Here is a 15,058-nt window from a genome sequence, read left to right on the forward strand (position 1 = left end):
CCCACAACCCCAGCGCCGGCCCCAGCCAACGAAGGCTCCAGCACCGGCGGCATCATCGCCATCGTGATTGGTGTGCTGGCCGCGATCGGCGGGCTGGCGTTCGCCGCCAAGCCGCAGCTGGAACAGATGGGACTCTGGCCCCGCTAGCCCACCCCACCGCCTAACATGTTCTCCATGAAGAAAACTGTCGCGGCGCTGGCGGCCGCCGCCCTGCTCGCCGCCCCCTCCCCTGCGTTTGCGCAGGACACCGCCATTTCGCAGCTGTCCTCGACGAGTTCGAAGGGTTCGTCCAAGCCGAACTACTACCCGGACTACGACAAGGACGTGACCGCGCCCGAGAAGCGCCCGCTGGAGGGGTCCTACACGGGTTCGGCGCCGATTTCGCTGGCGATCGCGCTGGCCGCGACGGCGGTGACTGTGCAGCTCATCGTGGATTTCGTGCCGCAGGCGCGCGAGGCGGTGGACAACCTGGCGGAGCAGTTTAATCTGACGCAGGTGCCGGGTTCGTCGGAAGGCAACCGCCTGATTCCTGCGAAGGAGATCACGGCGTTTGTGCAGTCCTACGCGGACCAGTACCTCCCCCAGCGTTAGCTCCGCCACATAGCCTGTGTTACGGTTGTGCCCGTTGTGGTTGCAGTGAACCCATGAGAGCCATGTGACTAATGTGGCAAGAGAGGTGCTGCGGTGGAAGAGCTGCAACCGAAAACGGCCGGTCCCGCACCGGCCGTTTTTCCCGTTAAACTGGCCGGCATGACTGATCTTTCCCAGCTGCTCGACGCAGCCAAGCGCCCCCAGGTCGTCCAGGAGATCACCTCCCTGGTCGACGACACCGTTGCCCGCCAGTCCGGCCTCACCGGCATGGCCCTGAAGTCCGCCGTCGCCGCGGGCAAGAAGGCCGACGCCGACGCAATTTCCAAGGGCGTGAACAAGTTCCTTCCGCAGATCGTGGACGAGCTGAACCCGCACTGGGCCGCCTACAAGGACAGCGGCGAGCAGGACTTCGGCCAGTTCTTGGCGGGCCGTGAGGATGACGTCGTCAAGGCGATGCTCGATGCTGGCGACAAGCAGGCGGATTCCATGCCCGGCGCCATCAAGAAGGTGTACTCCACGCTGCGCGGCAAGGCCGCCAAGATCGTGGGCCCGTCGTTGCCGCAGCTCGGCGAGATCGTGGAGCGTTTTGCTTAACGACGTCTAAAGTCGCCAACGCCCCAGCGAAACCATTCGCCGGGGCGTTGATTTTTTGGGCGCTTACACGTCCAGGAAGCGCACGTCCTTGGCCTTGCGGGTGATGAAGCTGCGGCGGGCCGCAACGTCGTCGCCCATGAGGATGGAGAACAGCTCGTCGGCGCGCTGGGCGTCCTCGATATCCACGCGGCGCAGAATGCGGGTCTCCGGGTCGAGCGTGGTCTCCCACAGCTCCTTGGCGTTCATCTCGCCGAGGCCCTTGTAGCGCTGGATGCCGTCGTCGGTGTTGATCTTGCGGCCGGCCTCCAGGCCCTCCGCCAGCAGCGCGTCGCGCTCGCGGTCGGAGAAGGCGTAGCCCGGCTCGCCCTTGCCCCATTTCAGCTTGTACAGCGGCGGGTTAGCCAGGTAGACGTGGCCGTTTTCCACCAGCTCCGGCATGAAGCGGAACAGCAGGGTCAAGAGCAGGGTGGCAATGTGCTGGCCGTCCACATCCGCATCGGCCATGAGCACGATCTTGTGGTAGCGCAGCTTGGCGATGTCGAACTCGTCGTTAATGCCCGTGCCCAGCGCGGTGATGATGGCCTGGACCTCGGCGTTCTTCAGCACGCGGTCCATGCGGGCCTTCTCCACGTTCAGGATCTTGCCGCGCAGCGGAAGGATCGCCTGGTGCATGGAGTCGCGGCCGCCCTTGGCGGAGCCGCCCGCAGAGTCGCCCTCCACGATGAACAGCTCGGATTTTGTCGGGTCCTTGGAACGGCAGTCCGCGAGCTTGCCGGGCAGGCCGCCCAGGTCGGTGGCGGACTTGCGGCGCACCAGGTCGCGGGCCTTGCGGGCCGCCTGGCGGGCCTGGGAGGAAGACACCGCCTTGTTCACGATCACCTTGGCCTCGGCCGGATTGGCGTCGAACCAGTCGGAGATGTTCTCGTTTACCGCGCGCTGGACAAAGCCCTTGACCTCGGTGTTGCCCAGCTTGGTCTTGGTCTGGCCCTCGAACTGCGGGTCGGCCACGCGCACGGAAACGACGGCAGCGAGGCCCTCGCGGCAGTCGTCGCCAGTAAGGTTGGGCTCCTTGTCCTTGAGCAGCTTGTGGTCGCGCGCGTAGCGGTTCATCAAGCTGGTCAGCGCGGCACGGAAGCCCTCCTCGTGGGTGCCGCCCTCGTGGGTGTTAATCGTGTTGGCGAAGGTGTGCACGGACTCCTTGAAGGAGCCGTTCCACTGCATCGCCACCTCGGCCTCCAGGCCGTCGCCCTTCTGGTCGAAGCCGATGATGGTCGGGTGGATGGCCGTCTTCGACTTGTTCAGGTGCTTGACGTAGTCGACCAGGCCGTCCGGGTAGTAGAAGGTGACCTTCTTCTCGCGCTTCTTCTTCACGTCCGGCGCGACTTCGTCGCCCGGCTCCACCGTGTCGCCGTCGCCGTCCTGGTCCACCTCGGACGCGTCGACGGTCTCGGTGGTGTCGTCGAACGAGTCGCCGTCGATAGCCGCTGCGGTGTCGCCCTCCTCAGCGATCGCCTCGAGCTCCAACTCCTCGTCCGTGACGCGCTGGTCCGTCAGCGTGATGGTCAGGCCCTTGTTCAGGAAGGCCATCTCCTGCAGGCGGCGCGAGATGGTGTCGTAGTTGAAATCGACGGTCTCGAAGATCTCCGCGTCCGGCCAGAACCGGATGGTGGTGCCGGTGCCGCGGGCGTTGCCGCCCTCTTCCAGCTTCTCCGGCACGGCCATCTCAAACTTCTGGTACCAGTGCTTGCCGTCGCGCTTGATGTCCGCCTCGACGCGGGTGGATAGCGCGTTGACCACGGAAATACCCACACCGTGCAGGCCGCCGGAGACCGCGTAGGACTCCGAGTCGAACTTGCCGCCGGCGTGCAGCTGGGTCATGACCACCTGCACCGTCGGGGCGCCGGACGGGTGCATCTCCACCGGGATGCCGCGGCCGTTGTCCACGACCTCGACGCCGCCGTCCTCCAGCAGGGTGACGTCGACGCGGTCGGCGTAGCCCGCCATCGCCTCATCGACCGAGTTGTCCACGACCTCCCACACCAGGTGGTGCAGGCCGCGCACACCGGTCGAGCCGATGTACATGCCCGGGCGCTTGCGCACCGCCTCGAGGCCTTCGAGGATGGTGATCGATGACGCGTCGTAATGGGGTTGCTGCTCTGCCACTTTCGGGAAGCTCCTCCATGCGTGAATGTGGGCCGAATGTGTAATTCAGGCCCGTTGAACCTGTCCCATATTACACGGTGAGGGGGCCATAACGGGGAGGTGTCCAACGCGCGAGAGGGCGTTTCACGCGCGTTTTTCGCCCACCCCTACCCGTACGTGTCTCGCGGGCCGCGGCCCTTCACGTGCAGGGGCCCGTAGCGCCAGCTCTTCGTCTTCGGCCCGTACACGTGCAGCTTGGTCACCACGTCCGGACCGACCTTCGCCGCAATCGCCGCGAGCACTTCGCGCTGCATGTACTTCATCTGCGTGGCCCAGGCGGTGGAGTCGCAGCTGACGTGCACTTCGCCGCCCTTGATCATCTCCACGCGCGTGTGCTGGCCGATCTTCTCGCCCACCAGCTCGGCCCAGTGCCCCATGACCCAGCCGTGCGCCATCTTCTCGGTCCAGTCGCGCTTGCGGATTTCAGTGCCCAGCAGGTTGGAAAAGGAGGAAACTCTGTAGCTGCGCGGCAATGCGCGCCCGTCCAGGCCCGTGGGGATGCCCCGCACATTTGCTTTACGACGATCCTCCGGCACGTCTAATCCCGGCACCGTGATGCCCGCCTTTGGTCCGTCGTGAAGCGATGGCTTATTGCGCCTGGGGATGGTGCTGGTGCCCTGGCGGGACAGGTCCGGCAGGGGGCGGCCGCGTTTGCGCGCGGTGGTGCGGACGGTGTCGAAGCTGCGCTTAATCAGATCGCTCAATGGCGCTCACCCCGTCCTGCATGGTCACGGCAAAGCGCGCGGCGACGGCGTCGTCGAGGTTGCCGGGCAGGTCGTCGCCCACCGCAGCGGTGACCAGGACCTGCTCCGCGTCGGCGGCGACATGCACGAGGCGCTCGCGGCGCTTGGCGTCGAGCTCGGCGAAGACGTCGTCGAGGATCAGCACCGGGTCGGTGCCGTCGCTGACCAAAAGCTGGTATTCGGCGAGGTGGAGCGACAGCGCGTAGGACCAGGTTTCGCCGTGGGAGGCGTAGCCCTTCGCGGGTTGGTCGCCGAGCTTGAGCGCCAGGTCGTCGCGGTGGGGGCCGACGAGGGTGGCGCCGCGGTCGATCTCGTCCTTGCGGCGACGTCCCAGCTCAGCGAGCATGGCGGCCTCGAACACCGCCGGGTCTCTTGTCGGCCCGCCGTTGAGCTCGGTGACCGCCCGGTCCAGCGTGGAGCTGTACTCCACCGACGCAGGGCGAGACTCAGGGGCGACGGACTGGTACGCCTCGGTGATGCGCTCGGCCAGCTCGTCGACGAGGCTGAGCCTTCCCGCCACCACCTGCGCGCCGAGCGCCGCGAGCTGGCCGTCCCAAACGTCCAGCGTGCTCAGCGCGCTGGCGCCGTCCTCGTCCTGGTAGCCGCGGCGCAACGCCATGTTCGAGCTCTTCAGCAGCGCGTTTCGCTGCCGTAGCACCTTCTCGTAATCCGCGCGGGCGCCGCCGAGGCGGGGTGTTCTGAGTGCCGCGAGGTCGTCCAGGAACTTCCGGCGCTCCGCCGGCTCGCCCGTGATCAGACGCAGATCCTCCGGCGAGAACATCACTACGCGCAGCACGCCCAGCAGCTCGCGGGCGGACTTGAGCCGGGTGCGGTTGATCTGGGCCTGGTTCGCGCCGTGCGCCTTGATCAGCAGGTGCGTGGTCAGCGCCCGGCCGTCGTTGACGGTGGTGGCGGACACGCGTGCGTTTTCGGCGCCGGCGTGGATCAGCGGAGCATCCGTCGATACGCGATGGCTCGACAGCTTCGACGAATAGTGGACCGCCTCCACGATGTTGGTTTTGCCGTGGCCGTTGCGGCCCGCGAAAACGGTCACGCCCGGCTCAAGCTTGAGATTCAGCTCGGGCCACGAGCGGAAATCACGCAGATCGAGCTCGCGGACGTGCATGGGCTAGCCCGGCAGGCGAACCGGCATGAGCAGGTAAGTGAAGTGCGTGTCCGGGGTCGGGAACGTGCCGTCCTCGCCGCGCTCCGGCAGCTCCTCCGGCTGCGGGATCATGATCGCCGGGCGGGAGGCCTCCGTGAAGCCGAACACGACGCGGTCGGTGCCGATGACCGACAGGCCGTCGCGAAGATAGCCCGCGTTGAACGCGATAAGCAGCTCGTCCACGCCCGTGAACGCGGCCTGCAGCGTCTCCTGGGCCGCGCCCGAATCCGCGCCGGAGGAGAACAGCGTCAGCTCGCCCTCCTTGAAGTGCATGCGCAGCTGCGCGTTGCGGTCCGCGACCAGGCTCACGCGGCGGATGGACTCCAAAAGCGGCGCGACCTCCACCGACGCGATCGCCGTGTGCGTCTTCGGCAGCAGCGGCGCGACGTTCGGGAAATCCGCATCCAGCATGCGGGTGGTGGTCTCGCGGTTGCCGGTGTGCAGGCCGAACAGGCCGTCGCCGCCGATGTTGTCGGCCGCGCCCGCGGCGAGCTCCACCGGGTCGTCGATGGACGTGTCCAGCGTGCGCGCGTTGTCCAGCAGCGTCTTCGCCGGGACGAGCAGGTCGGCCTTCACGTCCGGGCTGGTCGGATCCCAGGTCAGGTGGCGCTGCGCGAGGCGGAAGCGGTCCGTGGCGGTGAGGGTGACATTCTCGCCGTCGATCTCCACGTGGATGCCGGTGAGCATCGGCAGCGTGTCGTCGCGGCCGGCGGCGGAAGCCACCTGGGTCACCGCACCTGTGAGCGCCGCCGGGGAAATGCGGCCAGTGACCTCGGGCAGGTGCGGCAGCTGCGGGTAATCGTCCAGCGCGATCAGCGGCAGTTCGAAGCGGGAGGAACGCGCCTTCAGCGTCATCACCTTGGAGTCGGTGGAGACCTCGATGGCGTCGTTCGGCATGGTGCCCACGATGTCCGCGAGTAGCTTGCCGGCCACCGCGACGCGGCCCGGCTCGTTCACCTCGGCGCCGATGCGCACGCGGGTGGAGACCTCGTAGTCGAAGCCCGCGAACTCCAGGCCGTTGTCGTCGGCCGTAATCACAACCGCGCGCAGCACCGGCTGCGTCGACTTGGTGGGCAGGCTGCGCGCGACCCACGCCGCGGCGTCCGCGAGCTCATCCTTATGGACGCGAAACGACACATTGTTGTCCATGACAGCGCAGTCTCCTTAGGCATTCTTGGCATTTCGGGCAGAGCCAGATCGGACACCACTCTACATTTGTGATTCACCCGCGCGCACTCTGCCTATCGACGCATCACCTCCCGGATCGCCGCCGAGATTGCACACCCTCTCTTTCTCCAGATTGAATTACAAGAAGTAAAGAGGGGAACAACAGTAGGTGTTGGGGAAACTGTGGATCGGAGTGTTTTTGCGCCGGTCGCACGGCGTGTCGCGCGTGTGATTTGGGTTGTGGATAACTTGTGGATAAGTGCGTCGCCCTGTGGATAGATTTTCCGACCCTTTGAAATTACACAAACGGAACCGCGTTCTTCCACCAGTTATGCACACACTGTCCCCAGCTTTCGCATGTGTGACTCCGGTTACATTGTGACGCACTTGGCTAAACCACATCGCTGTAATTACACAGGTGTGGATAGGGCTGTGGAGAGTGGTACGGAAGTGGTTTATCGGTGCCCCTCACCAGGCAGCACAACGACAGACCCTGGGACCCAAAGCCTGGGAATGCGCGAAAATCGCACGATCCCAGGCTTTGGGTCCCAGGGTCTGTGGAAATGGGAGCGGGTCCGCCGCCTAAAGCACGAACTACCGCGTGCGGGTGCGGGCGCGGTTCTTGATCACCTGCGTGAGCTCCTGGATCTCGTCGTAGGTGCCGCGGTTTTCCGTCATCTCCTTGCGGATCTTGCGGTCCGCGTACATGACGGTGGTGTGGTCCTTGCCGCCGAACTCGTCGCCGATTTTGGGCAGGGACAGTTCGGTCAGTTCGCGGCAGAGGTACATGGCAATCTGGCGCGCGTGGGCGACCTGCCTGGTCTTTCCGGCGCCGACGAGCTGGTCCAGGGAGACCTGGAAGTACTCCGCGGCGGCGTCCTTGATGGCGTCGGCGGTGATGTTGACGTCGCCTTCGTCGGGAAGGATGTCGCGCAGTGCGACCTGGGCGACTTCCATGGTGATCGGCTCGTTGATCAGGGACGAGTAGGCCGACACGCGGATCAGCGCGCCCTCGAGCTCGCGGATGGAGGATTCGAACTGGGAGGCAATGAGCTCCAGCACGGAGTGGTCGACCTGGGTGCCGTCGGCTGCCGCCTTCTTCATCAGGATGGCGATGCGGGTTTCCAGGTCCGGCGGCTGCACGTCGGTGATCAGCCCGCCTTCGAAGCGCGTGCGCAGACGGTCTTCGAGCGTGGTCAGCTGCTTGGGTGGCCGGTCGGAAGACAGGATGATCTGCTTGTTTGCCTGGTGCAGGGCGTTGAAGGTGTGGAAGAATTCTTCCTGGGTGCCTTCTTTGCCTTCGAGGAATTGGATGTCGTCGACCATCAGGATGTCCAGGTTGCGGTAGCGCCGCTTGAACGATTCTTGGCGGTCGTCGCGCACGGAGTTGATGTAGTCGTTGGTGAATTCCTCGGAGGAGACGTATTTGATGCGCAGTCCCGGCTGCAGCACGCGCGCGTAGTTGCCGGCGGCGTGCAGGAGGTGGGTTTTGCCCAGGCCGGAGCCGCCCCAGATGAACAGGGGGTTGTAGGCCTTGGCGGGGTTTTCGGCGACGGCGACGGCGGCGCCGTTGGCGAAGCGGTTGGACGAGCCGATGACGAAGTTTTCAAAGGTGTACTTCGGGTTCAGGCTGGCTTCGCGGTCGGGGTCGTGCGCGGGTTTCTCGCGGGGGATGCGGCGGTCCACGGTGGGGTGCGCATTTGCTTCTCGACGACGCCCCGCCACCTGTGCAGCATGCATCTGCGCCAATTCGTCCAGGCCCATGGGGATCTGCTCCCCCGCCGCCGGCGCTTCAACGTGGGATTGGGTGGGCTGCCAGCTGGGTTCCGGCGTCGGCGCCGGCTGCTGAACAGGTTCGGGCTCCGGCTCCGGTTCAGGTGCGGCGACGGAGACGGCCAGGGCGTAGGGCTGGCCGGTGTGGGAGGACAACAGTGCCGTGATGTGGGGAGACAGGGACTCCTCAATGACATTTTTGGCGGCTTGGTGGGGTGCGGAGAGTAAGGCGTAGCCGTCGACAAGCACGACCGGCTTCATCAGTCTCAGGTATGCGCGCTGCTGGGGGGTCAGCGTGGGTACGGACGAGGTGGCCTGCTCCGAGAGGCGCAGCAGTTCGTCGACGACGCCGCGCCACAGGTCCTCGAGGTGTTGGTCCGCCAACGTCGTCTCCAGTCTGTTCCTGTCTACATTCGGTGTAATTCACCGGATTTCACTGTGCAATCCACAACTTCGCTCGCCCGCTCGGCGCGCTGCCACCTGCTGTTCCACAGTGTTATCCACAGGTGTGGATACTTTAGCAGCGAGGGTTGTCCACAAGGTCCGCGCGGCCTGTGGATAACTGAGTGTGAAGATTTGCACCGCCTTGACCTGCGCAGACAACACGTTTTGGGCGAAAGTCTCAACCGGTACTTCACAGTTATCCACAGCCCTGTGCATCCCCGGGCTGTGCGATTGTGGTGATTGCTTTATTGTTACCCGCTCCGACCTTGGGCTGTCGAAACTTCGCCAGGGCCGGTTTCTGTGGATAACTCGGCGCGTCGAACAGCTGTCCACATACTGTCAGCTCTCTCGCAGGGTGCGGGGAGGATTTCCCGCCCCACCTGCGAAAAAACACACCGTTGTAATTACGGGGGTACCCGATCGCCCCAGGAAAAAGTGTGCGTGTTGATTTGGCCGGGGCGCACAAATTCGCGTAGTCTTAACCCCGTCTTTACGTCGGTTGTACCGGCGTACATCTGAGAGCACCGCCCCCGCCGGGCACCGGGCCGCTTGACCAAGGCGAGCTGGCGAAGGCGCTGCACGCGAACTGCGCTCCAACTTCGGAGCCGAACCGCAATCTCAACGCAACGTTTCACATTTGGAACGGCCACTTCCCCGGGAGGCTTTGACGAGCCGTCGGCTGTTCATGACCGCACAAGGAGTCCACCGTGTCTAAGCGGACTTTCCAGCCGAACAACCGTCGTCGCGCACGCAAGCACGGCTTCCGTGCCCGCATGCAGACCCGCGCCGGCCGCGCCATCGTTTCCGCGCGCCGCAAGAAGGGCCGCGCAAAGCTGACGGCATAGTTTCAACCCGCGCGTGTTACCCCGCCCGCACAAACTTTCTTCCTCCGCAGACTTCAAAACTGCGATGAGGAAGGGTGTGCGCGCGGGGTCTCGCACGTTAATGGTGCATCTGCACCAGCGCAGCGAACCGGTTATCCAGGGCGGGCCGCGCTTCGGGCTGGTGGTGTCGAAGCAGGTGGGCAACGCCGTCACGCGCCACGCCGTGTCGCGGAAGTTGCGGCATGTGGTGGTGGAGCGGGAGCTCGTCGATAAGCTTGAGCGCTCCTTCGACGTGGTGATCCGCGCCTTGCCGCCCGCCGCAGCCGCAACGAGCGACGAGCTCGCGCGCGATTTGGAAAAGGCCCTGGACAAAGCGCAGAAGAAGCGCTAATGGCCTACTTCAACTTCGCCGGCGGCGAAATCCCCGCCGCGAAGGGGCCCGCGGCGAAACTGCTGGTGGGGCTGATTCGCGGTTACCAAAAGTACATCTCAGCCCTTAAGATGGGCGGGACGTGCCGTTTTATGCCAGTATGCAGTGCGTATGCGCTCGAGGCCGTGTCACGCCACGGAGCGGTGCGCGGCGGCGCAATGGCCGCGGCCAGGCTGTGCAAATGCGGGCCCTGGCACCCCGGCGGCTACGACCCAGTGCCGGGCAGCATTGAAATGAGTGAGGAGTAACACCGAAACGTGCTGAATTTCATCTATTGGCCGATTTCCTGGGTGCTGAGGTTCTGGCACGAGGTTCTCGGCTTTGTCATCCCCAAGGATTCGGGCATCTCCTGGATCTTGGCCATCGTCCTGCTCACCTGCACGGTGCGCCTGCTGCTGCTCAAGCCGATGGTTAACCAGATGCGCTCCACGCGCAAAATGCAGGAGATGCAGCCGCGGATGCAGGAAATCCGCGAGAAGTACAAGGGCGACCAGCAGAAGATCGCCGAAGAGACGCAGAAGCTTTACCGCGAAAACGGCACCAACCCGCTGTCGTCTTGCATCGTGCCGATCGTGCAGCTGCCCATCTTCATCGGCCTGTTGCACGTGCTGCGCTCCTTCAACCGCACCAGTGAGCTGGGTATGTCCGTGGAGGAGAACCGCTCCACCGCGAACTACGCCTTCCCGGCGGAAGACGTGCAGTCCTTCCTGGACGCGGACTTTTTCGGCGTGCCGCTGTCCGCATACATGTCCATGCCGCAGGAGGCCTTCGCGGCGTTCGGTAACGCGGATCTGACCCGCGCGCAGATCATCGCCGTGTGCCTGCCGCTGGTTCTGCTGTGTGCGGCGTTCACGCACCTCAACGCCCGCATCATGGTCAAGCGCCAGGAGGCCCGCAAGGCCGCCGGCAAGGGCCCGAAGCCGCAGGGAGAGATGGCCGAGATGATGCAGTCCCAGATGGGCCTGATGAACAAGATGATGATGTGGTTCTTCCCCGTCATGATTCTTGCCACCGGCGTGATCTGGCACATCGGCCTGCTGTTCTACATGCTCACCAACAACCTGTGGACGTTCTTCCAGACCATGTGGCTGAACAACAAGATGGACAAAGAAGAGGCCGCCGAGGAGGCGCGCAAGGTGGAGCTCAAGCGCACCACCGCCCCCGCCCCGGGCGCGCGCACCAAGGACCGCCGCACCAAGAAGCAGCGGAAGCAAGGTAAGTAGCTTTCTGCTTATCGACGAGCAAGTCCCGGCCCGTTTTCGGCCGGGACTTTTTCATGTCGGCGGGCCGACTACAGTGTTGTGCATGTCGGATACCTCCCCTGCAGCCGCAGCCCAAGTTTTCGGAGAACGCCTCGGATTGGCCGAGGCCTACCACCGCTCTTTGGCCACCACGGCCGCCGAGCGCGGCTTCATCGGGCCCAAAGAGGTGGACCGCCTGTGGGAGCGCCACATCCTCAACTGCGCCGTGATCGCGGAGGCGTTCGAGCCCGAGTTAAAGGTGGCGGACATCGGCTCCGGCGCGGGCCTTCCCGGCATCCCGCTGGCGATCGCGCGGCCGGACCTTTCCATCACGCTGATTGAGCCGCTGCTGAAGCGCTCCACCTACCTGGGCGAGGTCGTTTCCGAACTGGGCCTGGACAACGTGACCGTGGTGCGCGGGCGCGCCGAGGAGCAGCCCAAGGCAGAGTTCGACGCCGTCACCTCCCGCGCCGTCGCCCCGCTGGGTAAGCTCGCCGGGTGGTCCATTCCGCTGCTGCAGGGCGGCGGGCACATGATTGCGATGAAGGGCGAATCCGTGGCGGAGGAACTCGAGCGCGACGCCAAGGCCATTGCGAAGGCCGGTGGCGGCGACGCGGAGATCTTCACCGTGGGCGAGTCCGTGCTGGACCAGCCCACCACGTTGATCCGTATCCAGCGCAGAAAGAAGGGGGCGTAGATGGAAAACTACGACGAGACTCCTGTGATGGAGGCGGCGATGCGCGCGGCGCGGGTGACGTCGAGAAGCGAAACGCTCCCGAAGCCGGACCAGCCGCGCGTGATCACCGTGGCCAACCAGAAGGGCGGCGTGGGCAAGACCACCACCAGCGTGAACCTGGCGGCCGGGCTGAGCAAGCAGGGCCTGAAGGTGCTGGTGATCGATCTGGACCCGCAGGGCAACGCGTCGACCGCGCTGGGTGCGGAGCATACCTCCGGCACCACGTCGAGCTACGAGCTGCTCATCGGTGAGGCCGAGGCCTCCGACGCCGTGCAGCCGCACCCGGACAACCCGAACCTGTTCTGCATCCCCGCCACCATTGACCTGGCCGGCGCGGAGATCGAGCTGGTGTCCATGGTGCGGCGCGAGTACCGCCTGCACGACCAGATCCGCCGCGGCTTTTTGGACGAGCACGGTTTCGACTACGTGTTCATCGACTGCCCGCCGTCGCTCGGGCTTTTGACCATCAACGCGATGACCGCGGTGGACGAGGTGCTCATCCCCATCCAGTGCGAGTACTACGCGCTCGAGGGCGTGGGCCAGCTGCTGGGCAACATCGGCATGATCCGCGAGCACCTGAACAACAACCTGCATATCTCCGCGATCGTGCTGACCATGTACGACGCCCGCACCCGCCTCGCCGCCGACGTTGCCGACGAGGTGCGCGGCCAGTTCGGCCAAGTGGTGCTGAACAACGTGATCCCCCGCTCCGTGAAGGTCTCCGAGGCGCCCGGCTACGGCCAAACCGTCATCGACTACGACCCCGGATCCCGCGGCGCGCTGGCCTACTTCGACGCGGCGAAGGAGCTGGCCACCCGCGGCGACTACCAGCCGCACCCCACCACCGGCCCGATCGGCGTGAGCCCCGAGGTCTACAACCAGCTCGAGGAGGAGTAACCAATGGCAGAACGCAAGGGCGGCCTCGGCCGCGGACTGGCGGCGCTCATCCCGTCGGCGCCGTCGGACATCGACAAAAACGGCAAGACCCCGGGCATCGGCGGGGGCGCCTCCGACGTGATTTTTGGCAAGCAAGCACCCAAGCCTGACGACGCACCAAAGGGCGCCCCCAAGAAAGTCCAGGGTGCCCCGACAGTGTCCGCCAAGCGCGACAAGGTGATCCAGCCAGTGCCGGTGGGCGCGCGCTACCAGGAGATCCCGGTCGGCCAGATCATCCCCAACCCGAAGCAGCCGCGCCAGGTCTTCGACGAGGACGAGCTGGCCGAGCTGGTCCACTCCATCCGCGAGTTCGGCCTGCTGCAGCCCATCGTCGTGCGCGACACGCCCGAGGGCTTCGAGCTGATCATGGGCGAGCGCCGCTGGCGCGCCTCCTCGAAGGCCGGCCTGAAGCACATCCCGGCCATCGTGCGCGAGACCTCCGACGAGGACATGCTGCGCGACGCCCTTTTGGAGAACATCCACCGCGTGCAGCTCAACCCGCTTGAAGAGGCGGCCGCCTACCAGCAGCTCCTCGACGAGTTCGGCGTGACCCAGGAGCAGCTCGCCGACCGCCTGGGCCGCTCGCGTCCTGTGATCACCAACGCGATCCGCCTGCTCAACCTGCCCGTGGGCGTGCAGCGCCGCGTCGCCGCCGGCGTGCTTTCCGCAGGTCACGCCCGTGCGCTGTTGGGCATCAAGCTTGGCGACGGCACCGCCGACGCCCAAGCCCAACTCGCCGACCGCATCGTCGCCGAGGGCCTTTCCGTCCGCGCGACGGAAGAGGCCGTGTCCCTGATCAATTCAAACGGCAAGGTGCCGGACAAGCCGAAGCGCCAGCCCGCCCCGCAGCCGGAGTACCTCACCCGCGCCGCCGATTCGCTGGCGGACATCTGGGACACCAAGGTGTCGGTGACCATGGGCAAGCGCAAGGGCAAGATCGTGGTCGAATTCGGCGACAAGGACGACTTCGAGCGCATCATGGGGCTCATCCAGGGCACCGACTAGCTAGGCGTGCTTTTCCTCCCGCAGCAGCTCCTTGAAGGAGTATGTGCCGGTGGGCCGGTTGTCGTGGTCGAGCAGGTAGAGACGCTTCACCGCCACCACGACCGCTTCGGCGATGGCGTCGCGCTCGTTGGGGTCGGTGAGCACGGCTAGGTCCCCCGGGTTGGTCAGGTAGCCGGCCACCAGCTCCACCGACGGCATCCGGGTCATGCGCAGCATCTCCCAGGTGCGGGCGTGGTTGCGGCAGTTCTGCAGCTGGGTGCGGGCGGCGACCTCGCGCTGGATGTAGCCGGATAGCGTCTCCCCGGTCAGCGAGGAGCTGCCCTTCTCGGAGCCGAAGTAGAAGGTGGCCACGCCGTTGGCCTTCTCGTTCTGGTAGGAGTCCAGGCGCAGGGAAATGAGCAGGTCCGCCTTGAAGCCGTTGGCCAAGTCGGCGCGCTGCTTGTTGGAGGGGTTGTCGCCGCGGGGTCGCGACAGGATGGTTTCCATGCCGGCGGCGACCATGCGGCCCTCGATGCGCTGGGCCAAATCCCAGAGGATCTCCTCCTCCGTGATGGGGCCGTATGGGCCGTCGACGACCAGGCCGCGGTCGGCGCCGCCCAAGTCCGGGTCGATGACCACGCGCTTGCCGGTCAGGTTCGGGCCGGCCTGGCGCACGGTTTCGCGCTCGCGGATGGCCTGCGCGGATCCGCCGGTGATGCGCCGGCCCAGAAGCGACAGGGCGTGCAGGGTGTCGGGGCCGCACACGCCGTCGTCTTCCAGCCCGGAGTTGAGCTGGTAGTTCATCAGCGACTCGTAGGTGCGGGGCCCGAAACGCCCGTCCACCCGGTGCGGATAAAAGCCCAGCTCGTGGAGTTGGGACTGCAGCTGCCCGACGTCGTCGCCGACCATTTCCTGGCCGGGCTGGTAGCTCAGCACGCGCGCGCCGAGGGTGTAGGACGCCTCGCGCAGCTCGCGCAGCGTCGCCGAGTCGATGGTCCCGGTGGGCACGATGCCGCGGGATTGTTGGAAGGCTTTGACGGCTTCGCACAGGATGTCGTCGTAAAGCATCTCGCTCTCGGAGAAGCGCCGGGTGGAGTCGATGTCGCCCTCGTAGCCGTCTATCAGGCCCAGGCGGGCTAAGGACATCCGGACCTCGGCGACCCGTGTGCTGGAGTCGCCAACGCGCAAAATGTCTTGCATGCGGGCCTTTCTAGTTGGATGGACAGGG

General features: G+C 65.5%; 15 protein-coding genes. 9 read left to right on the forward strand and 6 right to left on the reverse strand.

Annotated features, from left to right (window positions below; translation table 11 throughout):
* The first annotated feature begins 174 nt into the window (after nt 1-174).
* Both MHY23_RS09610 and MHY23_RS09615 read left to right on the forward strand, forming a co-directional pair.
* Nucleotides 175-591, forward strand: a complete 417-nt coding sequence (locus MHY23_RS09610; protein ID WP_181889412.1) for a hypothetical protein — start codon at nt 175-177, stop codon at nt 589-591.
* A 159-nt stretch (nt 592-750) separates the two neighbouring features.
* On the forward strand, nt 751-1,185 hold the full coding sequence (locus tag MHY23_RS09615) for a hypothetical protein (protein WP_239307358.1): 435 nt from the start codon (nt 751-753) through the stop codon (nt 1,183-1,185).
* A 63-nt stretch (nt 1,186-1,248) separates the two neighbouring features.
* On the opposite strand, the gene gyrB is transcribed toward MHY23_RS09615, so the two are convergent.
* From gyrB to dnaA, 5 genes are all read right to left on the reverse strand, one after another.
* A complete protein-coding gene (gene gyrB / locus MHY23_RS09620) occupies nt 1,249-3,348 on the reverse strand; it encodes a DNA topoisomerase (ATP-hydrolyzing) subunit B (RefSeq protein ID WP_239307359.1) in 2,100 nt (699 codons plus the stop codon).
* 146 nt (nt 3,349-3,494) lie between these two features.
* Nucleotides 3,495-4,091 carry a DciA family protein gene (locus tag MHY23_RS09625; protein WP_239307360.1) on the reverse strand — a complete coding sequence of 199 codons (597 nt, stop codon included), beginning with the start codon at nt 4,089-4,091 and terminating at the stop codon, nt 3,495-3,497.
* The gene (gene recF / locus MHY23_RS09630; protein WP_239307361.1) at nt 4,075-5,256 is read right to left on the reverse strand and encodes a DNA replication/repair protein RecF; all 1,182 of its coding nucleotides are present in this window, start codon (nt 5,254-5,256) and stop codon (nt 4,075-4,077) included. The genes MHY23_RS09625 and recF overlap by 17 nt, the downstream gene beginning before the upstream one ends.
* Nucleotides 5,257-5,259: 3 nt before the next feature.
* Nucleotides 5,260-6,444: a DNA polymerase III subunit beta gene (dnaN, locus tag MHY23_RS09635; protein ID WP_239307362.1), complete on the reverse strand. Its 1,185-nt coding sequence runs from the start codon at nt 6,442-6,444 to the stop codon at nt 5,260-5,262.
* 612 nt (nt 6,445-7,056) lie between these two features.
* Nucleotides 7,057-8,619 carry a chromosomal replication initiator protein DnaA gene (gene dnaA, locus MHY23_RS09640; RefSeq protein ID WP_239307363.1) on the reverse strand — a complete coding sequence of 521 codons (1,563 nt, stop codon included), beginning with the start codon at nt 8,617-8,619 and terminating at the stop codon, nt 7,057-7,059.
* A gap of 767 nt (nt 8,620-9,386) precedes the next feature.
* On the opposite strand from dnaA, the gene rpmH reads away from it, so the two are divergent.
* From rpmH to MHY23_RS09675, 7 genes are all read left to right on the forward strand, one after another.
* The gene (rpmH, locus tag MHY23_RS09645) at nt 9,387-9,524 is read left to right on the forward strand and encodes a 50S ribosomal protein L34 (protein WP_034996682.1); all 138 of its coding nucleotides are present in this window, start codon (nt 9,387-9,389) and stop codon (nt 9,522-9,524) included.
* 13 nt (nt 9,525-9,537) lie between these two features.
* On the forward strand, nt 9,538-9,894 hold the full coding sequence (gene rnpA / locus MHY23_RS09650) for a ribonuclease P protein component (protein ID WP_239307364.1): 357 nt from the start codon (nt 9,538-9,540) through the stop codon (nt 9,892-9,894).
* Nucleotides 9,894-10,181, forward strand: coding sequence for a membrane protein insertion efficiency factor YidD (yidD, locus tag MHY23_RS09655; RefSeq protein WP_239307365.1), 288 nt, complete (start codon nt 9,894-9,896; stop codon nt 10,179-10,181). The genes rnpA and yidD overlap by 1 nt, the downstream gene beginning before the upstream one ends.
* A 9-nt stretch (nt 10,182-10,190) precedes the next feature.
* On the forward strand, nt 10,191-11,156 hold the full coding sequence (gene yidC / locus MHY23_RS09660; RefSeq protein WP_239307366.1) for a membrane protein insertase YidC: 966 nt from the start codon (nt 10,191-10,193) through the stop codon (nt 11,154-11,156).
* 82 nt (nt 11,157-11,238) lie between these two features.
* Nucleotides 11,239-11,871 carry a 16S rRNA (guanine(527)-N(7))-methyltransferase RsmG gene (gene rsmG / locus MHY23_RS09665; protein ID WP_239307367.1) on the forward strand — a complete coding sequence of 211 codons (633 nt, stop codon included), beginning with the start codon at nt 11,239-11,241 and terminating at the stop codon, nt 11,869-11,871.
* Complete coding sequence (locus tag MHY23_RS09670) at nt 11,872-12,807, forward strand: ParA family protein (RefSeq protein WP_239307368.1); 936 nt, start codon at nt 11,872-11,874, stop codon at nt 12,805-12,807.
* Between the two features lie 3 nt (nt 12,808-12,810).
* Entirely contained in the window at nt 12,811-13,851 is a 1,041-nt protein-coding gene (locus tag MHY23_RS09675) for a ParB/RepB/Spo0J family partition protein (RefSeq protein WP_239307369.1), read from the forward strand.
* Here MHY23_RS09675 and MHY23_RS09680 read toward each other — a convergent pair whose 3' ends face one another.
* Entirely contained in the window at nt 13,852-15,030 is a 1,179-nt protein-coding gene (locus MHY23_RS09680) for an N-acetylmuramoyl-L-alanine amidase (RefSeq protein WP_239307370.1), read from the reverse strand.
* Nucleotides 15,031-15,058 lie beyond the last annotated feature (28 nt).

Origin of the sequence: Corynebacterium sp. ACRQP (assembly GCF_022345915.1) — a bacterium.
Classification (GTDB): Bacteria; Actinomycetota; Actinomycetes; order Mycobacteriales; family Mycobacteriaceae; genus Corynebacterium; species Corynebacterium lehmanniae.